14 protein-coding genes are annotated in these 22,791 nt (G+C 53.3%); 11 read left to right on the top strand and 3 right to left on the bottom strand.

From position 1 onward, the window contains the following. Positions 1 to 333 precede the first annotated feature (333 nt). Positions 334 to 735, bottom strand: coding sequence for a glycerophosphodiester phosphodiesterase (locus PT275_RS08730; protein WP_277154000.1), 402 nt, complete (start codon positions 733 to 735; stop codon positions 334 to 336). Positions 736 to 1,425: 690 nt separating this feature from the next. Between PT275_RS08730 and PT275_RS08725 the strand changes: the two genes are divergently transcribed. The 3 genes from PT275_RS08725 (at position 1,426) to PT275_RS08715 (ending at position 8,344) form a co-directional block, all read left to right on the top strand. Next, entirely contained in the window at positions 1,426 to 4,224 is a 2,799-nt protein-coding gene (locus tag PT275_RS08725) for an RICIN domain-containing protein (RefSeq protein ID WP_277153999.1), read from the top strand. An 81-nt stretch (positions 4,225 to 4,305) separates the two neighbouring features. Beyond that, the gene (locus PT275_RS08720) at positions 4,306 to 5,952 is read left to right on the top strand and encodes an NAD(P)/FAD-dependent oxidoreductase (protein WP_277153998.1); all 1,647 of its coding nucleotides are present in this window, start codon (positions 4,306 to 4,308) and stop codon (positions 5,950 to 5,952) included. A 181-nt stretch (positions 5,953 to 6,133) separates the two neighbouring features. Continuing rightward, positions 6,134 to 8,344, top strand: coding sequence for a hypothetical protein (locus PT275_RS08715; protein WP_277153997.1), 2,211 nt, complete (start codon positions 6,134 to 6,136; stop codon positions 8,342 to 8,344). Here the strand turns inward: PT275_RS08715 and PT275_RS08710 are convergent. After that, positions 8,319 to 9,392 (bottom strand): acyltransferase family protein, encoded by a 1,074-nt coding sequence (locus PT275_RS08710; protein WP_277153996.1) that lies wholly within the window; start codon positions 9,390 to 9,392, stop codon positions 8,319 to 8,321. The two genes, PT275_RS08715 and PT275_RS08710, sit on opposite strands and share 26 nt — an antisense overlap. 294 nt (positions 9,393 to 9,686) lie before the next feature. On the opposite strand from PT275_RS08710, the gene PT275_RS08705 reads away from it, so the two are divergent. The 4 genes from PT275_RS08705 (at position 9,687) to PT275_RS08690 (ending at position 14,128) form a co-directional block, all read left to right on the top strand. Continuing rightward, on the top strand, positions 9,687 to 11,564 hold the full coding sequence (locus PT275_RS08705; protein ID WP_277153995.1) for a glycosyltransferase: 1,878 nt from the start codon (positions 9,687 to 9,689) through the stop codon (positions 11,562 to 11,564). Between the two features lie 85 nt (positions 11,565 to 11,649). Continuing rightward, positions 11,650 to 11,973 carry a hypothetical protein gene (locus tag PT275_RS08700; RefSeq protein WP_277153994.1) on the top strand — a complete coding sequence of 108 codons (324 nt, stop codon included), beginning with the start codon at positions 11,650 to 11,652 and terminating at the stop codon, positions 11,971 to 11,973. Positions 11,974 to 11,987: 14 nt separating this feature from the next. Further along, positions 11,988 to 12,824 (top strand): ABC transporter permease, encoded by an 837-nt coding sequence (locus PT275_RS08695; RefSeq protein WP_277153993.1) that lies wholly within the window; start codon positions 11,988 to 11,990, stop codon positions 12,822 to 12,824. 2 nt (positions 12,825 to 12,826) lie between these two features. Next, positions 12,827 to 14,128, top strand: coding sequence for an ABC transporter ATP-binding protein (locus PT275_RS08690; RefSeq protein ID WP_277153992.1), 1,302 nt, complete (start codon positions 12,827 to 12,829; stop codon positions 14,126 to 14,128). Positions 14,129 to 14,419: 291 nt separating this feature from the next. Here PT275_RS08690 and PT275_RS08685 read toward each other — a convergent pair whose 3' ends face one another. Then, positions 14,420 to 16,459, bottom strand: coding sequence for a glycosyltransferase (locus tag PT275_RS08685; protein ID WP_277153991.1), 2,040 nt, complete (start codon positions 16,457 to 16,459; stop codon positions 14,420 to 14,422). Positions 16,460 to 16,580: 121 nt separating this feature from the next. Between PT275_RS08685 and PT275_RS08680 the strand changes: the two genes are divergently transcribed. From PT275_RS08680 to PT275_RS08665, 4 genes are all read left to right on the top strand, one after another. Continuing rightward, positions 16,581 to 18,638: a glycosyltransferase gene (locus PT275_RS08680; protein WP_277153990.1), complete on the top strand. Its 2,058-nt coding sequence runs from the start codon at positions 16,581 to 16,583 to the stop codon at positions 18,636 to 18,638. Between the two features lie 539 nt (positions 18,639 to 19,177). Further along, a complete protein-coding gene (gene mvk / locus PT275_RS08675; protein WP_277153989.1) occupies positions 19,178 to 20,311 on the top strand; it encodes a mevalonate kinase in 1,134 nt (377 codons plus the stop codon). 335 nt (positions 20,312 to 20,646) lie between these two features. Then, positions 20,647 to 21,741, top strand: a complete 1,095-nt coding sequence (gene mvaD, locus PT275_RS08670) for a diphosphomevalonate decarboxylase (protein WP_277153988.1) — start codon at positions 20,647 to 20,649, stop codon at positions 21,739 to 21,741. A gap of 262 nt (positions 21,742 to 22,003) precedes the next feature. Beyond that, positions 22,004 to 22,591, top strand: a complete 588-nt coding sequence (locus tag PT275_RS08665; protein ID WP_277153987.1) for a GtrA family protein — start codon at positions 22,004 to 22,006, stop codon at positions 22,589 to 22,591. Positions 22,592 to 22,791: the final 200 nt, after the last annotated feature.

The raw sequence follows: 22,791 nt of genomic DNA, 5'->3' as shown, positions 1-22,791 counted from the left end.
CCTGACAGGCAGACCAGTCAACACACAACTTAAATAAGATACCATGAGCCCGCGAGCTTCGCAAGCAATCGAGCGTCGGCGTGGCGGTCGGATCGGTAATCGGCAGGAGTCACAAGGAACAACGATTCGGTTGGAGAATACTTCGACCTTATTGGGAAGCCGGTTTGCCGTCTACTGCATAAAGCGCATGTGCTGGTAAGCGTCGCGAAGGATTTAACTGGTTTTACGAGTGCACCGGGCAACTGTGAGGTTCAGACAAAACAACGGCACGTTATGAACAGAAACATACCATTCCTGCTCATAACGTGCCGTTGGCATATAGGTGATCGAAGTTCAGTCTTCCTTGAATTTGATGTCGAAGTTACGCTCATAATGAAGGAACATCGTGGCGCCATAGCGGTCGACATCGCGGTGGGTGAAAAGCATGCGAATCGCGAAGGCGGTCTGTGCATCGTAAGGAAGCGCTTTGAAAGCTGCATGTGCATCCCAGTTCGGCGGCGCGATGGCCTTGTTTGGAACGTAGGCGTAGCCGTAGCCATCTTCGTCGACATAGCCCATAAACGGCAGATCCCAAGCATTATGGTCGGTCAGTTCTTTTTTGAAATCCTCGACTTTGGCGAGGGCGTCGTCTCCGATACCGAATTTACGGGCTACCTTGTTGGCTTCTGCGGTTTTCTCGGCTGCGGTCTCGCCATAAAGTGCTGGATCAACGACGATGGTTTTGTCATCTGCCATGATGTATTCCTTCCTATCAGCTTTGTTGCCAATAGACAATGGACTATTTTGTTCATTAGATGTTACAGCGAACACCCTTTTAGCAAGGATAACCCATTTAGATATTTCCGACACTTTGGTGTGCCGACCCGTTTAGTGTAGCACATCGATAATGGCGCAAGAGCCTTGATTTCGCAGAACGTGACGCGATATCATTTTTTTGTTATGTTCCCGACAAAATTTGGCAAATCTATGGATTATTGAAGAGATATTATGTTCAACTTAACATTAAAATTGTTAAGTTTAATCAAAATGGATTTAAAGATAGTAAATTTGATAATTTTGGGGACATAAATTCGCTGTTGCGTTTATAAGGAAAATCGATTAGATACAGACCGTTGTCGCCGATTCTGTTTTACCGTTGGCATTGTTGTCGGGCTCACGGATTATACACAGAACTTCGTTGAGTTATGTTGTACCCGAACCTGACGTATCCAACGGAATAAATCTCAATGCAAGTATATTGTGCTGATTTTCAATCGATTCTAATCAACTGTTATGATTTCGCTAATATTTTTGCCTCGTTTGGTAGTATTTTTTCAGCTGGCATTACTATTTGCACTAGATTGGATGAAGCTGCTCTCATTTTTCAATAGATAGTGGTCTGTTCAACTCGAAAAGAACAAATTTGAAGATAAAAAAATAGGAACTGTGCCAACAGTATCCATCGGTCAGCGGGCGCCATCAGATGCCGGCGAGTTGGGTTCCGAGCAGCAAGACCTATTGAAGGGCAAGAAGATGACAAATAAGGTGAAGGAGTTGGCTGCCAAAGTGGCGGCGATTTTGGCGTCTCCAGCGTTAGGGTTGGCGTTGACTGCTGTGCCGGCTCAAGCGGCTACGGACACGAACCTGAGTGGTTTCAACCAGGCCGGTATTGGTTCCGCCACTTCCGGTAACGCTATTGGCGGGCAGCAAATTGCGCCCCTGAGCAAGACGATCGGCAATCAGAGCGTATCAACCGCTGCTGCGTCGAAGGGTGCAATGCCGGATAACCCCAGTCAGAAGCTCCCCGACAAGGTGAGCGCTGCGGTTCCCGATGATGCGACGGTGGTTTCCAAGAACCTGGCGGTGACCGCCGACGGCCAGGTGAAGAATCTTCAAACCGGTAAGCCGGTGACCGATCCCAAGTTGGTCGGCACGCAAGACCAGCAGCCCGATCCATTGGCCAAAACCGGCGGCAAGCGGTTCATCCCCGTCGAAGCCAGTGAGGTGAAACAGGCCGTCCAGAAGAACGGCGGCGATGCCAATGCCACGGATAGCGGCAGTTCGAATGGCTTGTCGTCTTCCAAAGTGAGTGGTGCCTCTGACGTCGAGGTTGCTTCAAAATCGACGAGCGGCACAGTGCGCAACGTGGCTTTGCAGAACAACCAGTATGGCGCTTATTGGGGCTGGTGGAACAACACTCCGGCGTTCTTCGAACGCGGTGGCAATCTCTTTGCCCAGCAAGCCAAGGGTGTCGTCGATGTTTCCGAGCACCAGGGCGTTATCGATTGGCAGGCTGCCAAGAACTCCGGTGTCGAGGGCGCCATCATTCGTATCGCTTTCGGCTGGAACAATCGTTACGATTATCAGGCTTTGCGCAATATCAACGAATGCAAGCGTTTGGGCATTCCCTTCGGCATTTACCTCTATTCGTATGCGTATGACCATAATTCGGCATGGGCCGAAGGTGCTGACACGGTCAACAAGCTTCGTGCGGCAGGAGTAAGCCCCGGCGATTTGAGCTACCCGGTTTTCTATGATCTTGAAAACTGGACATGGACCGGCCATTCTCCAGCGACCAACCCATGGGTGAATGACGACATAGTGAAAACATGGTGGGTTGCCTTGCTGCAGGGTGGTTACCACAACCTGTCGGTTTATTCATATACCTATTATCTGAACACGGCTCTCAATACGCCGGACGTGCGCAACAATACCCGCTGGGTGGCGAGCTACGGCGCACGGACTAATTTCCCCTTCTTCGCGAACTACCGCGGTTGGCAGTACGCCGACAACGGCTGGATTAACGGCATCGGCAACGTCGATATCAACGCGTTCGGCAATCTGAATTATGTCAGCTTCGCACCGAATATTTCCCAATACCGTATGATGAATATCCCTGATGGTCGGTATTTCATCAATACGACGCTTCGTGATTCCTCCGCATTGGACATTCCCAGCGGTACCGGCGCGAATGGCGCAAGACCACGGATTTGGCCAGGGAACAGGGCGATTGCCCAGCAATATCAGTTGACAAGGCAGTCCGATGGTAGTTATGAAATCAGGAATGTCGCTTCGGGCAAGGCTTTGGATGTGCCGAGCGGACGGACTTATAACGGTGCGCCCGTGCAGCAATTCCAGCCGATTGGCGGTGCCGCGCAGCATTGGTTCCTTCGGGATACCGGTAAAGGTGGAGTGTATATCCAGTCCGCTATGGGCAATTGGATGCTCGATGTTCCTGGCGGTAATTCCAACGCCGGTACCCGGATGCAATTGTGGGAGCCTACGATGGCTACCGCTCAGCAGTATATTTTGAGTTCCGTCACCAGTGTGCCTTCCGGATCGGTGCGTGTGGCCACCGCAATGAACGGGAATATGGTTTTTGACATGCCTAATTCGACTTGGGATAATGGTGCCAGGCTTCAGGTTTTCTCCTGGAACGGGAGCGGGGCCCAGCGCTATGAATTCCGCGAGGTAGGAAACGCGATTTACCAGATCATCAATGTCAATTCAGGCAAGGCTTTGGATGTCCCGTCGGGTAACGCCGTCTATGACGCTTCGGTGCAGCAATTCGACGCGATAGGGGGATTGGCTCAGCATTGGGCTGTGCGGCAAGGACCTAATGGCCAATATGCCTTCTATTCCGCCTGCGCCGCAGATCTTGCATTGGATCTGCCCGCCGGAAATGCGTTCAACGGTGCCCGTCTACGTCTTTGGGGTGGTAATGGGGCTCCTGCTCAGCAATGGATAGTGAACAACATGCGTTCTCCTCGCGAAGAGCTGAACAATCTCGCGGCCCAGTACCGCAATGACCTTCCTGACGGAACATATAATTTCGCCATGCGTAACGATGGCACGAAGATGCTTGATGTGGCCGGCGGTTCAACCGCGAATGGCGCGAGAATATCGACGTGGTACAGCAACGGTCTGTGGACTCAGCAGTGGAAGGTCCGCCATGATGCAGCTGGATATGTCAGCTTTGTCAATCCCGTATCAGGCAAGGCGCTTGACGTTCCTGCAGGGCGTGCATTCCCAGGCGCAAGTCTCGAGCTTTTCACCCCTAACCAGTTGGGCGGCGGATACGCACAGAAGTGGGTAGCGATAAGGGATGGGAACTCATATAAGCTGGTTTCCGCGCTGAATCCCAGCCTGAATCTTGAAGTTGGCTTTGGGTCGGTGATGCCGGGCGCGAAAGTCCAACTTTATACAGAGAACGGAAACTCTGCACAGCGTTGGATCGCACGCTGATGAGTGGCCGTATATTCTCATCTGTGTGTAAAGTTAAATTGTTCTAAGTGTGTTATTCGTATTTTGCAATAGGAGGTCGCTGTGAGCGATGGCAAGGCTGAGAAGAAGTCAGTGGCAATCATTGGTGGCGGACCTGCGGGGTTGACGGCTGCTTGGGAGCTGTTGAAAGACGGTGGCGCCGACAAGTATGACGTGACCGTGCTGGAGGCGACGCGCGAGTTCGGCGGTATCAGCCGCACCGTCAAGCACAACGGCAACCGCATGGACATCGGCGGCCACCGCTTCTTCTCCAAGGACGACCGGATCATGGACTGGTGGAAGAACATTCTTCCATTGCAGGGCGCGCCGTCCTATGACGACAAGAGGCTCGGACGCCATCACGACCTCGAGCCCGGCGGGCCGGATCCGGAGAAGACCGACAAGGTCATGCTCAAGCGCCACCGCGTCTCGCGTATTTTCTGGAACCAGCATTTCCTTGATTACCCGATTTCGCTGTCTCCGAGCCTGTTCAAGGCGTTGGGCTTCAAACTGACAATGAAGGCCGGGTTCAGCTATCTGTGGTCGATGATTCACAAGCTTCCTGAGGACAATCTGGAGAACTTCTATATCAACCGTTTCGGCCGTCAGCTCTATTCGATGTTTTTTGAAGGCTACACCGAGAAGCTTTGGGGCAGGCATCCGCGTGAGATAAGCGCGGATTGGGGCGCGCAGCGCGTCAAAGGCCTGAGCGTGGTAGCGGTATTGAAGAACGCCATCCAGAAACTGATGCCGAAGAAGCGTGACTCAAGTGAGGTGGAGACCTCGCTGATCGAGGAATTCTGGTACCCGAAGCTCGGTCCGGGCCAGCTCTGGGAGACCGTCGAAAGCCAGGTCGTCGACAATGGCGGCAAGGTTTTGACCGATGCTAACGTGGTCGAGCTGCGCCAGAAGGATGACGGCAGCATTGCTTCGGTCGTATACATCGATGGCAACGGCCAGCGTGTGGAGCTCGCCGCGGATCAGTTCATCTCGTCCATGCCGGTCAAGGATCTGGTTAATGCTATTAACAAGGCCGCCAAGGATGATGATGTCCCTGCGCAGGGTGTTGCTGCTAAGCCGGCTGCTGTGCCTGCCGAAATGGTCAAGGTTGCCAACGGTTTGCCGTACCGCGACTTTGTCACCGTCGGCCTGCTGGTCAAGCACCTGCGCCTGAAGAACACCACGGACACCCCGACGTTGGGCAATCCGCCGATTGTGCCGGACTGCTGGATCTATGTGCAGGATCCGGGCTACAAGGTCGGCCGTATCCAGATCTTCAACAACTGGAGCCCGTATCTGGTCAAGGACGTCGACGACACCGTGTGGATCGGCCTCGAGTACTTCTGCGAGGAAGGCGACGATTTCTGGAACATGACCGATGAGGAAGCCACCGATCTTGCCATCAAGGAATTGACTCGTATGCGCGTAATCAATGGTCCGGATGAAGTGCTTGATTCCCACCGCGAGCATGTCAAGAAGGCCTACCCGGCCTACTTCGATACCTATACGCAAATGCCGGAGTTGATCGATTATCTTGATTCGTTCGGTAATTTGTATTGCGTCGGCCGCAACGGCCAGCACCGCTACAATAATCAGGATCATTCCATGGCTACTGCCATGGAGGCGGTGTCGAATATCAAATCCGGACGTGAAGACAAAAAGAATGTCTGGTCGGTCAATACCGAGAAGTCGTACCACGAAGAGAAATAACGGCGTTGAGATGGGGAATGACCATGGTTTGGTTATTCCCCATCTCTAGTACTTGCAAACACCTTTCGTGCAAGGGTATCGACGTGCAAGTACGAAAACTTTCTTAAAAGTATGAGGACTGTCTTTTTGCTGGTTCAAGCTACGATGTGGCAGTGATGAGGTTTTAATACACATGATTTCTATGGATTCTCATGACGGAATACATAAGTTGAAACGGTTATGTCGTAAGTATGCCGTGGCCATTGGCATGATTGTGGTAATGATTGTCGCCGAATTATTTGTATTCAATATGCCTTACTGGCGAACAAGGAATGCCACACCTCAGCAGGTGTCCGATGTCGTCGTTGGGCCGGGTCTTAAGCGACTTGACAATGGCAGGCTTCAGGTCACGGATCCCGACGAAGCATGGGTTGAAGTCTCTTCCTCGAGTGACGCTCATATCGACTATCTTTATTTCAATCATGTCAATCATGAGTATGTTATGCGGTATTCCCCAGACGACATGAAATTGCATGCCGCCTCTGAGGAAAACAGCAAAACTGCGGGTATCGAGTGGAAAATGTACACGCGTAAAACCACTGATGGCGGGTTTTACGAGGCCACCGATACAAAGCGCTATTCGCCTCAATTTGAGGAATCGAGATATTTCCATGTTGGCAGCAAGGCCGACAGTGTAAAGATAAAGTATTTGGCGCAACGTAACAGTACGCTTCCCGCAAATTCATTTACCATCAATCCGAAAATGGCGTTTCATATATCGCCGATTCGCCTTTTGTTGGAGGTGCTGTTTGCCTGTCTGGTTATTGTTTTCAGACCAGGCTCGTCGGTTTATCGGCGTAAATTCAGCTTGACCAGTGGTGTGTGTGTTTCCTCGTTGCTTGTACTGCTGGCGGTGCAATTGGTATGTTTGGCCGCGACCTGCAGCGTCGGCGTCCAATCTTCAGGTTTCATGAAAATGGACAACGGCACTTACGCCAATTTCGATCAGTATGATGAATTGGCGGATGCGTTGATTCATGGCCATGTTGCTTTGAATGTCCCGCTCAACAATGATTTGGCGACAATGCAGAATCCCTATGATGCCTTCGGTCGGTATCGGGTCGCCATGAGCTCAAACGATCCGGCTCCGGTATTTTTTGATACGGCATTCAAAGACAGTAAGTATTATGTGTATTTCGGTGTGCTGCCGGCGGTTGTCCTATTCGTGCCCTATAAGTTGTTGACCGGAAGAGATTTGTCGACTCCCGTCGCGGTAGAGATTTTTGCGATGTTGGCTACCATAGCCTTGATGGTTTTTGTGGTACAGCTTGCTCGTCTGTGCTCCAACAAACGTCGTAAGGTGAGCCTTGGAACCGTTCTATTGGCTTCTTCTTGTATGTTCTTGGGGACAACTGTGCTCAATGTGCAAAATCTCATGCAGTTCTATCAGATACCGCAGGTCTGTGCGATGTTGTTTGCGGTTTTGGCGCTTTCTTGTTGGGTGGAGTCGAAACTTCGCGGGCTCAATAAGGCGTGGTTGGCGGCAGGGTCGCTGCTGATGGGATTGACTTTCGCTTCTAGGCCTCAGTTCATTTTCGCCAGTTTGCTGGCGCTTCCGCTGTTTGCTGAGCAGATTAGGGGACTTTGGAGGCAAGGTCTTGAAAGTCGTCAGGGGTTGTTGAAAGAAATCGGTACATGGCTGTCGGCCTTGCTGCCATTCATCGTTGCGTTCATTCCTGCTCTGCTTTACAACAAAGTGCGTTTTGGATCTCTGCTTGATTTCGGTTCAAACTATAATTTGACCGTTTTTGACCTTCCGAATAACAAGCAGGCGTGGACACAGGTCTTGCCGTTCCTTTTCACCTATTTTCTGCAGCCTCCCTCTGTTTCCAATGAATTCCCGTTCTTCGAAGATGCGCCGCAAGTCGTCTCTCCTTGGTTCCCTTTGCATGCCAGCCACGGCAGCTTGCTGTTGTTCATAGCTCCGTTTGCTCTGGCACTGCTGCTTTTGCCGGTATGGAAGACAACGATGAAAAGGCTCAGGGTTTTCGGATTGAGCGTACTGGCCCTGGTACTGTCAGTTATTTTGGCCATATTCGATTCGCATATCGCCGGTTTCGATATGCGCTATATGCTTGATTTCGGTTGGCTGCTTATGATCGCGTTCGTCTTGCTGCTTTTCGCAGTCGATCATGGTAGGCAATGGCCGGCAAATGATTTTCTTATTCCTGAGTATGGGCAAATCCAGAGGAATCCTCCGCTATCTGGGCAGGCACGTCTTATGGTCATCATAGTGATGGTCGGCCTGGTTGTGGCATGCTTCAACCAGTTCTTTGGTATGTTCTTCAGCACCCCCGCTGAGTCGATTGCCAAATTGTGGTGGGACGTCAATTCGTGGTTCCTGTTTGTTTGATTTCCTGTTTCTTCAAAGACGGGAAAAACAGGACATTGATCTTTGGAATATAGTAAAGCAGCCAAGCCAGCAGGCAGTCGACTGCAAAGCGGAGAACGAAGATAAGATACGGCGCCGCTTGCAAGCCGACGGCGGAAACGGCCAGCGATACCGCATCCGGCCAGGGGGTCGTATCATCCTCCAAAAGATGCGTGCAGAGCAGGGGAAGCGTATATTGTCCGGCAAGTGCCAGCAGCTTGCCAACACTTGGTATCCATCGATCAATGATCATAGAGATTCCCACAACGCATAGTGTTGCGGCCAAGGAACCGATCAGATCCAAGACCGGATATTTCCCATAACTGTTCATAGCGATGCTGAATCCGGTGAATTTCCAGGCGAACAACACCCAGATAATGGCGGGGATAGCCCAATAGTAAAGATGCCGTTTTAGGAAATCGAGCAGATTATATTGTTTTGCGAGATAGCCGAGGTATATAAATCCAGTGGCGGTCATACCGGACTGAATGCTCAGCGGGAACCAGAAGACTTTGCCGCTGAAATATCCGATGAGGCAAATCGCTGCAACCCAGACTGGCGTGTATTTGTGTTTTGCAGCCCAAGTCATGAATAGGTGACCCCAGAACAGTGCGAGCAGAAACCAGATTGCCCCGATGCGCATGGGCACAGGCCACAGATAGTTCGGGGAAAAATCCCCGGCTCCGTAAAACGCTGCTGCCGCCCAGTTGGCAAACGCGGCCTTGGTTCCCGTTCGGCGTGCGAAAGCGATGCAAGTATTCATTAATACAACCGCTGTCGCAGTTATCGCATACGTTGCGAGCATCTCCTGGGATTCCCTGCGCCATCTGAATTCATGTTTTGGATGCATAAAATAGCCGGAAAGAACGAAGAAAAGCGGCATATGGAAGGTGAAGATGATGCCATAAAGCAACATCGATCCCATGCCGACAGGGTGAGAATCATTGACAATGAGGATACTGTGGCCAAGGGGAACGCATATTATTGCGATTCCTTTTGCGATATCGAAATATTTGATTCGTGCAGCCATCAATTATCCTTGTCTATACTCGTATTTACAAGGATTAGTATATGGATAGGGAATGAAATTTTTTGTACATTGTAGGGAAGAACCCCTGTGATAGTCTCTGTCGGTTAATTTCATAACGGAATTTGCTGCGGTTTCTGCGAGATTGATCGTTGTTTCTTTGCCAAGCGTGGTGAGAGGGAAATATACTTCTTGTTATTGTTTGAGTAGTGGAGATATCGCAAGCTCGCAAGGAGTTTGTGCGGTTTAAGACTAAGATAAATGCAGGAATAAATTGAAAAATCGAGGTGCCAAAGAATGCCAAGTTTCAAATTCGCGAATGTATTGCTTGAGACGAATCCGAGATCCGTTGCCTATCCCGGCATGTATTGCCGCGCGGACCAGCCTTTTGTTTTTGATGAACAGGCCGATGCATGGGCGTTAAGCGCTGCGGGTTCGTTTGATTTCACGACGTATTTCAATTCGCTTTCATTGATGAAACTGAAGCGTTATACGGTTGCGACCGGTTTTTCCTTGCATCTTGAGCTGCGCGGTGCGGCTTGCCGGGTGCAGCAGACAATGGGTGACGCCTTTGCCGCGCATTCGATTCCGGTCGAGGGCACGGAACATTCCCTTGATGCTTCCGATGAATGGCAGAGCATCGACATGCCTTTGACCGTCAATAATGACATGATCATTGTCGGCTTCACGATTGAGACCGACGGCCGTGTCGATATCCGCAACAGCTATTATTCCATCGATTATAAGGATGAAAGCCAGCTGCGCGACGTCGAGCTTGCGATTGCGACCACGACGTTCAAGAAGGAAAGTTATATCATCGGCAACGTCAAGCTGATCAAGGATCAGATTGTCCATTCCGGCGATGAGATTGCCGACCATTTCCACATGTATGTGATGGACAACGGCCGTACGCTCGGTGTCAATGCGCTGAACGGCAACAAGGTCACCATCATTCCCAACGACAATGTCGGCGGTGCCGGCGGCTTTACGCGCGGCATGCTGGCGGCGATGGATCAGAAGCCACAGGCCACGAACGTCCTGCTTATGGATGACGATGTGGCGGTTTCTCCAGAGTCCATCAAGCGCACCTACAATCTGCTGCGTATCCTGAAGCCCGCGTATTCCGAGGCGATGATCAGCGGTGCGATGCTCAACTACGAGATCGGCGAGGATCAGTGGGAAGACATCGGCCACATGACCAAGGAAGGCACCTTTGCTCCCTGCAAGCCGCCGCTGCGCATGACCAAGTTCGAAGACCTTGTCTACAACGAGACCTTCGAGCCGACCAAGCAAATGAAAAATAACATGTATGCGGCATGGTGGTATTGCTGCATCCCGATTTCCGTGATCAAGAAGAACGGCTTGCCGCTGCCGGTGTTCGTGCGCTGCGATGATGCCGAGTATGGCATTCGTTGCAAGACGAAGTTCATTACCATGAATGGCCTTTGTGTCTGGCACATGTCCTTCCACGAGCGGTACAACGCGGCCGTCGAGCGTTACCAGACCACGCGCAATACCATGGTCGCCCAGGCCGTCTGCGGCATGGCCCCGAAGTCCGACTTCATGTACGAGCTGAAAAACAATATCCGTTTGGAACTCAAGAAGTTCGGCTATGAGAACGCCGAGCTCTGCCTTGACGCTTTCGAGGACTTCCTGCGTGGCCCGAAGCGTTTCAGCCAGCCCGGATTCGCCGAGAAGACTTTTATGGCTGCCAACAAGAACAAAGAAAAGCTTGTCGATTTCGATACGTTGCAGCGTCAGGCCGATGCCGACCCCGAATTGCGTGGATTCAGCATCAAGAAGGTGGACCGCCAGCTCATCGACGGCGACAAGGCCCGTACCCTTCCGCAGCGGTTGGAAGACCTGATCACCGACAACGGCCAGCGTATCATCAAGAGCTCCGGCAAGGGTTATGCCGTCATTCCGCTTTTGGGTTGGGCGTACCCCGCCGGCGTGATTCGCGGCAAGCACAAGCTCATCATCATGGATTGGTACAACCGCAAGGGCGCCATCCGTACCAAGGATCCGCAACGCTATGCCGAAATCGAGAAGCGCTATCACAATGACCTGCGCTATTACAAGGCCAACATCCAGCGGATTCGTAGCGAATACGCCTCGGTGCGTCCGACCTTGACCAGCGAAAAGTACTGGAGGCATTACCTCAAGATGGATTAATCCGTTAAGGGGATAGCCCTTGAAAGGGATTGACCCCTGAGGATATTGTTCGCTGTCTTGTTGGCCGGGAGCGTCTGCTGTCTGATTGATTGCAGATGTTCCCGGCCAAATTGATAATCTCGCCATTATTCCAGGCAAAGGTGCACGGGCGCAAGGGTTTAAGTCTGCAAGGGCGCAGGTCTGTCTGTATTGCATATTGTTTTCTGCGCAGCGATTGAAAAGTAGGCTGTGCGTTCTGATGTTATTTATTAAAATCGATAATTTTTGGATCCAAAAGCAAGCAGACAATAGCCCAAATGCCTGCAACATCAACGCTTTTGCGTTGTACATTACGGCATTTACGCCTTACGTATTATGTGCTTCTATTTTGCAGATTGCTCGAATCGCAATTGAAGTTATGGGACACTGATAAAATGACCTTTTGTGAATCAATTGGCGGCAAAACTCAAATCTCGCTATGGTTACGCATTAACCGTATTACGTGGGTTGGTAAAGACAGATTTCAAGCTACGCTACCAAGGCTCGTTCCTTGGCGTAGCCTGGTCTGTCCTCAAGCCATTGATGTTGTTCTGCGTCATGTACGTCGTGTTCGGCAAATTCCTGCGTATGTCCGACGGCACGCCGACCTATCCCGTCGTGCTACTCCTCGGCATCAGCTCTTGGCAGTTCGTCACCGAATCGACCACGGTTGGGTTGCGCTCCGTAGTGGATCGCGGTGATTTGCTTCGTAAGATCCATTTCCCCAACTATATTGTCGTGGTTTCGGCCACTATGGGCGCCATGATCAGCTATGTCATCAATTTGGTCGTGGTGTTGGTCTTTGCGTTGTTCACGCGGGTGCAGTTCACTTGGCGTGTGGTGCTGGTGCCGATAAACATTATCGAGTTGTATATCGTCACGCTTGCCATCACGTTGCTGATGGCGACCATGTATGTTTATTTCCGCGATATCGGCCATATCTGGGAAGTGCTGCAGCAGGTCATCTTCTATGCGATGCCTATTGTGTATCCGTTGAAATATGTCACCGATCGCGGCGGCATTCTGGCGAAACTGGCCCGTATGGAGCTGTTGAACCCGATCGCCCAGTGCATTCAGGACATCCGGCACAATCTCATCGCACCGATGACCCAGCCCACGATCTGGAACCAGTACACCAACTGGGGCATCCGCCTGTTCCCGGTGGTGCTGACTGTGGTTCTCTTCGTGCTGAGTGTTTATGTCTTCAGGCGCAATAGCCGCAAGTTCGCGGAGGTGATGTGAGAATGGTAAAGCAAGATTCCACAGCGAAATCCTCCATCGAAAAGCGCGATTATATGAAGGCTCCGGTAGTGCTTTCGGTCGACCATGTTTCCAAAAGCTTCAAGCTGCCGACCGAGCAGGCGACCGGTCTGAAACAGGCTTTTATCAACTGGACCCGCGGCATCAAGGGCTACAGGCAGCTCAACGTCCTCAAAGACATCAGCTTCCAGGTTCATCAGGGCGAGTTCTTTGGCATCGTTGGCCGCAATGGCGGCGGCAAGTCGACATTGCTGAAGCTTATTTCGCAGATTTACTATCCTGAGCACGGCACCATCGAAGTTCAGGGCAAGCTGGTTCCCTTCATCGAGCTTGGCGTCGGCTTCAACCCGGAGCTTACGGGCCGCGAGAATGTCTACCTTAACGGGGCGTTGCTTGGTTTCACGCACGATCAGGTCGACGCGATGTATGACGATATCGTTGATTTCGCCGAACTTGACGAGTTCATGGACCAGAAGCTCAAGAACTATTCTTCCGGCATGCAGGTGCGTCTTGCGTTCTCCGTGGCCATCAAGGCCCAGGGCGACATTCTCGTGCTCGATGAGGTGCTTGCCGTCGGTGATGAGGCGTTCCAGCGCAAGTGTGACGATTTCTTCACCGAAATCAAAAAGGATCCCACCAAGACGGTCATTTTGGTGACGCACGATATGGGTTCCGTCAAGAAGTATTGCACGAGGGCCATGATGATCGCCGATGGCGAGGTCGAGGCCGTGGGCGATCCCGAAACCGTTTCCCAGCAATACACGCTGGCCAATCTCAAGGCCCAGCAGATTGGTGCGACAGTGGCCGACGAGACCAGCGTGGGCTATCCCAACGGCCTCAACGAGCATTGCCCCGTCCTGTGCACCATTCCGGTGTCGCCGCAGGTCGTCGACGGTACGAAGCCGTTTGTGTTTGACGTGGAATACCAGTACGACGATCCGGGCGACTTCTATCTCGCGATCGCCATGCACGATTTGAGGCGTGGCGGCATCACCTACGATTCCGGCCCCAAGGTCTTCAAGATGACCAAGCACGGTCACCAGAAGGTGCGGTTTGAGGTCCCTCTCAGCCTGCTCAACAACGGCGAGTTCCGGCTGGTCACCTCGTTGCGTATCGCCCATCCGGGCGACGCCGGGGCTACGGATGCGGTCGGGGTCGCGGTCGATGACAATGCCTGCAGTTTCGTCATCAGAAACGAACGGAATGGCGAATATGCGCTGTTGAGCGATCGTGCGATGAAGATCCGGCCTCTCGATACCTCGCTGGTCACCATTGTGAAGCAGTAGGGTATCGGCTGCAAGCCAGGCAACGGCATCGTTTCGGATCGGCCGGTTTCTGCTGATCGGTTCCTACTGACTGTTACCCGCCGCCTGCTATCCGCTGGTGGTTTCAGAAAAGGTTTTTAATAACGATTGGCCTCGCGCTCGTTTTGGTTTTGACAAGCACAAGGCCAATTTATATGGTGCCGTTCGCCCATTCAGATTTCAAAGCTGTGAGAGAGGTTGATACCCGGGCTTTCCTTCACGACCAATGGACCCATATTGAAAAGTAGTAGAAAATATCGTTATTAGCTAGCGCTACTCTTCGTTGATGGAATTTTCGGCAAATACCTTGCTCCAGACCTTGAGGCTTGCCATGTCGTAGGCGCGATACCGTTGCGAAAGCTTTTCCCAGTTTTTCATCAGCGTGCGCACCAGCCGTACGCCGCGTTTCATTTGCTTCCGGAACAGTTTGCTGTCCCTTCTGCACCAGGCTAGAGAGTTGCCGTCGGGGGAGGTGACCAGGGCGGAGTTGACTCCGACGAACGATTCCCAGATGTTCTGGTCGCTCGGCACCGCGATATCCGGGCGCTTGTCTTTCAGCCCGTTGTCTTTGGTCGTCAGTGCGTGCAGCAGCGCCTTTGCGCCGGCCTTGCGGTCCTGACGCCGGTCGACGGTGCGGCTGAATCCGACGAATTCGCGTTTGGGTTCGGGGAAATCGGCCGCCGACGTCGACAGGGCGGTGTCGTTGAATCCTTTTCGGGCGGCGCGGACTTCGGCGATTTTATTGGGCATCGATTCCACAATGTATTGCGGGCCTTTGAGGATGTCGTTAAGGCCCATCTGCCGCAGCTTGAGCGCCGAATAGATGAATTTCATTCCCAGTTCCGCGTCGCCGTAAAGGATTTCGTAAGCGAAGCGCGAATTCGGTTTCGGGCAATGCAGCAGCCCCAGAATCCAGCGGTTGCGTTGCGAGAAATACTCTTCCCAGGTTCGCGCAGGGTCCTTGTCGTGCCAGGCTTGATGCCAGACGGCGACCCCCGGCAGACTGACCGTGGGGTAGCCGTGTTCACGGGCGCGCAAGGCGTATTCCGCGTCGTCGAACTTGATGAAGAACGGCAGGGAAAGGCCGATTTCCTTCATGATTTTCACGGGGATGAGGCACATCCACCACCCGTTGAAATCGATGTCGACGCGCTGGTGGCGCTCAGGGGAGTCGCGCAGCGGGAAGCGCGCGAAATCGTGGTTGTACTTGAGTCCTTGGCTGGGCTTCATCCACATGCGGGTATAGTCCCAACGTTCCCCCTGGGTGTAGAGGACGGTGCGGTTGTCGAGGTGGAGCATGCCGCCGCCGACGATCGTGGGCTTCGCGGCGTAGTCCGCGAATTGCAGGGCGCGGAGCAGTGATTCGGGTTCGGTGATGGCATCGTCGTCGAGCAGCAGGGTGTAGGCGCTTTTGCCCGCCTTGATGGTCTCATACATGCCTCGCGAGAAGCCGGCGGAACCGCCCATGTTGTTCTGGCGCAGATAGGTGAGTTGTGGGCCAAGTTGCGACGATACTGCCGGGAATTCAGCCTGTTCCCGCACCAATTGGTCGCCTTGGTCGATGCAGTAGATGGTATCGAGCCGGTTCCTGAGTCGTTGGTCTTTGGCGATGGTTTTCAGTTGGTTGAGGCAGTATATCGGGCGATTGTAGGTGGTGATGGCGATGGAAAGCGTGGAATTCGGTTTCGCAACTCTTTCCTTTGCGGGCACCGCCCAGCCGGCGTCTGCGATGGTGAGCTCTTGCACCTCACTCGCTTCGGCATCGAACCAGAAATAACCTCCGTCGATGAGGCCGGTCATCGGGATTATGGTTTCGATTTCCTGGCTACCTTCATCACCGCTGGTCGTGTCCACGGAAATGGTCGAAACCGGCGAGAAAAGGCCGCGACCCGTTGATTTGAAAACCGTAATGGTGCCTTTGCCTTGCACCTTGGCGCTAAGGCGAACTTGGCTCACGTTGGTCCAACGCTTCCAATATGAGGCCGGAAACGCGTTGAAGAACGTGCACAGTGAGATATGGCCTTTGGGGGAAACGGTGATCTGATCGCGGTTGTCGACCTTGAACGGGTCTTTTCCGGATTCATCGGAATGCCGGTGAACGCTTTCGTCGATGAGATGCTCGAACGAATCCTTGTTCATCTGCCCGAACGGCAGGCTTTGCATTTTGAGGCGTGGATCGATGACGGTGTCGGTGATGTGGGGACGCGTCCATTCGATGGCATACAGAGGCAAGGTGACATCTTGGTCGGTGATGGGGTAGACGATTCGGTTGACCGTTTCCCAGTCTTCAGATGAGTTCGGATTCTGTTGCATAGCCACGATTATAGAGTGATGTATGTTCAGCGGGCTGGCGTCGTCGGCGCTCTTGCGCGACTTGTGTGGTTTCGCTGGAATTACGCACTCTGTTGATTTGGCGTCGTTATACTTAAGAACTATGGGTCAAGAAAGTTCCGCGCACAAGCAATGGGAAACGGTGAACCGTGTGGTGTTCCCGGTCGACGATCAGGAGTCCGTCATGCCGCTGTATGCGGTTCGTTGGACGAGGCCCCATGTTCCCGAATCGGTGTTTGACGGCGTCTCCCAGCTCAAACGTGCCGATGTCGACGCGTTAAACGCAATCGGCTTCGATGAAACCATGCGCGAAGCGACTGCGGATGCCGGCGCTGCCGGTGACGAACTTTCGGATTTCACTGTGCTTTCGCGTCGTTCCGCCAGTCTTGAGCCTGGGGCGCATATTTCTTTCTGCACGTATTTCAATGCTTTTCCTGCGTCGTATTGGCAGCGCTGGACGAATGTGCGTTGCGTCCGAATTGTAATGCAAGTGCGCGGCGAAGGCGAAATCAGCGTGTTCAAATCCACGGCGCGCGGTCTGTTTTCGATGGTAAAGACGCTTGAGGTTTGTAGCGACGGCTGGACGCAGATAGCCGTCGAAATTCCGCTTTCCGGCCTGTTGGATGGCGGGTATTTCTGGTTCGATGCCTCCTGCACATCGAAAAAGAACGCTGCCGATGGCGCTATGGCAGGCTTGTCCATTCGCGACGCCGGATGGCAGGTTCCGGCTGGCGATTTTGCCGATGGCTCAGACCGTCTTCCCACTTGTTCCATAGCCATCACCACTTACAACCGCACTCCATATTGCCTGCGTCAGCTCAAGGCCATCGCGGGTGAAACCGGGCTGCGCAAGCGGCTCGACACCGTTTATTGCGTCGACCAGGGCAACGACAAGGTCTGTGATCACGATGGGTTTGACGAGATTTCAAAGGATTTGGGCGGCCAGCTCACCTATATTCAACAAGGCAATATCGGCGGGTCCGGCGGGTTCTCGCGCGGCATGCTCGAGTCGATCGATGCGGGCAGAAGCGCCTACACGATTTTGCTGGACGACGATGCCATCATGGAGCCGGAATCGTTGCTGCGTTCCATCCAGTTCGAGGATTACGCCAAACGTCCCGTTTTGGTGGGCGGCGGCATGTTCCATCTCGACGACCGGACGATGCTGCACGTGCAAGGCGAGCGTTTCGACCGCGGCACGCTGAAACCATGCCCGCCTGCCGGAGCCAGTTATAACCACGATTTTGCCGTCTCGCCGCTGCGCGATTCGCCGGAACTGCATGCCCGGTTCGATTGCGATTACAGCGGATGGTGGATGTGCTTGATCCCCAACTCGGTCATCCGTGAGATCGGCCTGTCGCTGCCGCTGTTCATCAAATACGACGACGTGGAATACGGTTTGCGCGCTCGCGAACACGGCTACCCGACAGTTGGGCTTCCGGGGGTCGCTGTTTGGCATCAAGGCTGGCACGACAAGGACATTTCGCGTACGTGGGAGGAATACTACGCCCAGCGCAACCGCTGGATTTGCACGCTGCTCCACTTCCCGAACGCCGGTAAAAGCTACGTGTTCCGCATGATGTACGAGGATGCTCACCTCGGGGTCAAACTGATGTATTCGGGCATGAAACTGCATCATATGGCTTTGCGCGACGTGATGCGGGGACCTGCTCATCTCGTCGACACGCTTTCGACCAAGCTCCCCGAAGTGCGTGCGGCCCGTGAAGGATTTGCCGACAGCGAGGTAAGTGATGACGTCGAATCTTTCCCGGCGCCAGCGGCGATGTTCGAGAACCGGCGGCCTGCGCTTTCGAGCGGCGAGCTGGCCAAACGTGCCGCGAAAGAGGTTGTGAAGGCGGTGTTCTCGCGGCAGGACGGGTCTCACGATGCTGTTCCGCAGCTGGAGATGAAGTCCAAGGACGCGCTCTGGCCGTCGTTTGACGGGGTGAGCTCGGCGTTGGTCACCACTTCCGACGGCAATGGCGCGGCGTGGCTGAAACGCGACAGCAAGCTCTACCGGCGCAATCTGCGTGAATGCTACCGGATTGCCACGTCGCTGGTACGTCACTGGGATGAACTTGCCGACTCCTATCGTTCTGCTGATCTGTCAAGCCCCGATTCGTGGCGCGCGATATTGGCATCCTTGCAGAAGCAGGATTAGAAAATAGTCCGAATGCCGATTCGTTTGCCGTCTTATTGGCTGATTGTCTTGTTGATTGGTACACGGGTGTGTTCCGGTTTAGTTTTGCATTGTGTGCGTCAGCGCACGCTGTGTGTGCCGGTGCATGTTAGCGTCTGTAGTGTACACTGCGTTGCGCTTTATCATGCGTTTCCAGCTGTAACGCAGAATTTCAGCCGAATGTTCGGTGTTGTTATCTTCGTAATTCCTCATCGGTCTTCGCAGTATCTTTACTTGCGTTCGCGCAGGATTCACAAATGGATTTCTAGACTCAGGAACTAGTAGACAAGTTGATGCCCGAATTTCGACGATATCGGCCATAACAGTTGGCGATTGCAGCGCGACGGTTTGGTTGCGCCAAGCAATATGCGCGAACAAAAATGTGCGGGGTTTATCGCCGGTTTGGGCATTGTTGATGCGTTAGTGGATATGCAACGCAGCGAAGACAGACCTATGGAAACGTGCCGGAAAGCGCGTCGGAACCCTCTTTGCTGTATGCGTGCGGAAGGTGAAGGCGCTAAATGGTGCACATGGGGTATGGCGAGACCTGGGCGAAGGTCATTCTCATGGGTGAACATTCCGTGGTTTATGGGTACCCTGCACTCGCCGCCCCGCTGCTTTCCCTGAAGATGCGGGCCTGGGTCACGCCGGTCGGACAGGCCCAAAATGACGTCGGGACTATTTATGACACTTCGGAAAAGGCAAGTCGTCATGCTGTAGGTCCGCAGCCTTCGCGTACGGTTATCAGTGATTTTCGTCATTCCATGGATTCCTCACAATCGCCTTGCGGAACGCTTAAGGCGTTGAATTATGAAGGCTCGCTTTCCGAGGCGGGAAGCCGTTTTGGCGGGTTGGAGCGTGCGGTCAAGGTCGCCACGCAATTCGCCGGATGCCCCGGCCTCGCGTTCGACGTGGTCACGGATAGTTCGTTCCCGGCCGGTCGCGGCATGGGTTCGTCGGCGGCCAGTGCTGGTGCCGTGATTCGCGCGATTCTTGATGCCTGCGATGTCAAAACCAGCGAGCAGGAGATTCTGCGTCTCACCAATGAGGCCGAAGTCATTACGCACGGCAATCCGTCGGGCCTCGACGCGGTGACGACGTGCTCGCGTGATTTGGTGGCGTTCGAATCCGGCGAGATGCAGCACATGAGCGTTGATATGCCGGCATACTTGGTCATCGCGGATTCCGGCATCGCCGGCAGCACACGTGAGGCCGTGGGCAACGTCCACAAAGAGGACGAGCAGGATCATATGCGCGTCAAATCCATTATGGACGAGCTTGGCGAACTGGCGCGTGCTTCCGAAACCGATCTTGAATTCGGCACCGTTGCCATGCTAGGCAAGCGGATGAATCGGGCGCATGGATTGCTGAACGAGCTCAACGTCAGCCACCCCCTGGTCAATCATTTGGTCGAGGCGGCACGCGTGGCAGGTGCCAGCGGCGCGAAAATGACCGGCGGTGGTTTGGGCGGATGCCTGATCGCGTTGGCTGGCGATGCCGAAACGGCGAAAAATGTCAAACGCGCGTTATTGCGTGAGGGTGCCCGCGAGGTCTGGATTCATTCGTTTGCTGCCGATGCCAACCGTGGTTTTGACAACGAAGGCGCCGTTGCCGCTCACCATGTTGTTTCTGACGGATCGTTCGTCGTTGCGTAATACTCTCATCGTAATACTTTCATCGTAATACTCTCATCATTCTGACCGATGCTCATTGGGGTTGCCGTAGGTCGGGACTTCGATGGATGGCGTTCGTGTCCGATGGCTCGTACACTTTTAGCATTCGTTTCTGATTGAATCCGATAATTATCTTTGATTATGATGTCAAAAATTGCAGAAAACCCACAGGATGCTGGGAAGTTCGCACGACTGTGACGGATCCGTATACGAAATATCGTGGATTCTGCGGGTTTGGTGGATAGTCTCGGTTTTGCGTATCTGTGTGGACGCCGAAGCGTTAGACTCATGGAACTGTGAAGGTCAGTACAGAAGATATGGCGAGAACGCAGGAGTCGGGGCGCTCGTGTGGTGATATTACCTCGCCGGCACATATTGCGGATGCCGTTTCGTCGTCGCCATCCATGGTCAACGGCGGCAAGAAATCTGACGCACATTCCGCCACTGCTGTCGCCAACGCCAATATCGCACTGATTAAGTATTGGGGCAAAGTGGACGAACGCCTGATTATTCCCCGTGCCTCAAGCCTTTCGCTGACACTTGACGGTCTTTCCACCCGTACTATGGTCGAATTTAGCGAGCCGAATACGCCGCTGACTGCCGATTCCCTGACGATTGACGGGAAGCAGCAACAAGGTTCGGCATTGACTCGTGTCTCTAAATTCCTTGATATCGTCCGCGCAAAGGCTGAAATCACCCTGCCTGCGCGCGTGGTATCGACCAATACGGTGCCGTTTGGCGCGGGATTGGCGAGTTCGGCGTCTGCGTTTGCGGCACTTGCGGCTGCGGCTTCCAAAGCTGCAGGACTTGATTTGAGCCCGCGCGATTTGTCTCGTTTGGCGCGGCGAGGTTCAGGCTCGGCCTGCCGTTCGGTTTTCGGCGGGTTGGTGAAATGGAACGCGGGGCACAACGACGAGAGTTCCTACGCGGAGCCGGTGGATTCCGACAATATGGACCTGGCTATTGTCGTGATTCTGATTTCTGGGGACAAGAAGCCAATTTCCAGCCGTCGAGCCATGCGCCGCACCATCACGACCTCGCCGCTTTATGATGCGTGGATTGATTCCTGCAGGCAGGATCTGGACGATGCCCTTGCGGCGATTCATATGGGCGACGTACGGCGTCTGGGCGAAATCACCGAGGCCAATGCGTTGGGTATGCACGCGGCGATGATGGCTTCCCGCCCTCCTATTTTTTACTGGCTTCCGCAGACCGTCGCCGCGCTCAATGCCGTCGCTTCGATTCGCAAGGCAGGCTTGGGTGCGTGGTCGACGATGGATGCCGGCCCCAATGTCAAAGTGCTCACCGAAGGCCGCGACGCCGAAAACGTCGCTGAAGAATTACGAAATCGTCTGCCAGGTTGTGAGATTTCGGTGCATCGGCCAGGTTCCGGCGTGCGCTTTGAGGCCTAGGCCTTGAATATCGCTTGATGGGTGCTTTCCCGGTTTCCGGCGTTTGCTTCGAGGTGCGGTTGTGCCGTTTAAAAGTTTTCGATGAATTTTGAATGTCGCAACTTTCGTCCCAGAGAAGGCTGGGGGAATTATGTTCACTTGTCTTTGTGATAACGATATTTGGCATTCAATATCATTATTTGTGCGATTCCATGCGATGAATCAGTGGTAATTACGCATTCTTGCAGCTATTTGGCAGACGCTGGGAGTTAAATGGTTTCTTGTGAAAAAGCTTATTGAACAACTCGTGAAATTCGGTATTGTCGGCGTTATCGCTGCCGTTATTGATTTTGGTGTGCTTAACATTCTTGTAGCCGCCTTCCATATGAACAACGTGGTGGCAAGCACGATTTCGTTCCTGGTTTCTCTGGCGTTCAATTACTGGGCGAGCATGAAATATGTGTTCAAGCGCCGCGCCGACATGGCACGCTGGATGGAAGGCACGATTTTCCTGGCGGCTGCGGTCGTCGGGCTTGGTATCAACGATCTGATTATCTGGGGAAGCACGCTGGGAATGGCGGCCAATGCGGCCGTCGCGCAACATGCGATGTACGTCCTGCGTACCAATATCGGCAAGATCGTCGCCACCGTGGTGGTCGCCATCTGGAACTTCGTCATCCGCAAATGGCTGCTCGACGACCGTTCCGGGCAGAATGGCGGCACCAAGCAACAGGCCGAATCGGGATCTGGCGTGTCCTCTGGCGCGACCACTTCGGCAGCCGCTTCTACAAACTCGGCTGCTAAGCGCAAGACCTTCGCCCAAAAGCTCGGTGAATGGTCGATCGCCCATACCCCTAAAGGCTGGCAGTAAAAGCTTTTTGCATTATATGAATAATTAGTTCGTGATAACAGCAAAATGCGTCTTTTCCAGCACTAAGTAGGGTATAGGTGCCGGAAAAGTCGCATTTAGCGCGATTAATTAGGACTTTTCCAGCACAAATGTGTGTGGAGTGCTGGAAAAGTCGCATTTAGAGATCTATGGGGTATCGGCAAACACGTGTCGTGCAGCTC

It is taken from the genome of Bifidobacterium sp. ESL0745 (assembly GCF_029433335.1).
In the GTDB taxonomy this organism is placed as follows: Bacteria; Actinomycetota; Actinomycetes; order Actinomycetales; family Bifidobacteriaceae; genus Bifidobacterium.
The sequence above is the reverse complement of the archived record's forward strand: the minus strand, read 5'-3'. Positions and strand labels throughout refer to the sequence as shown.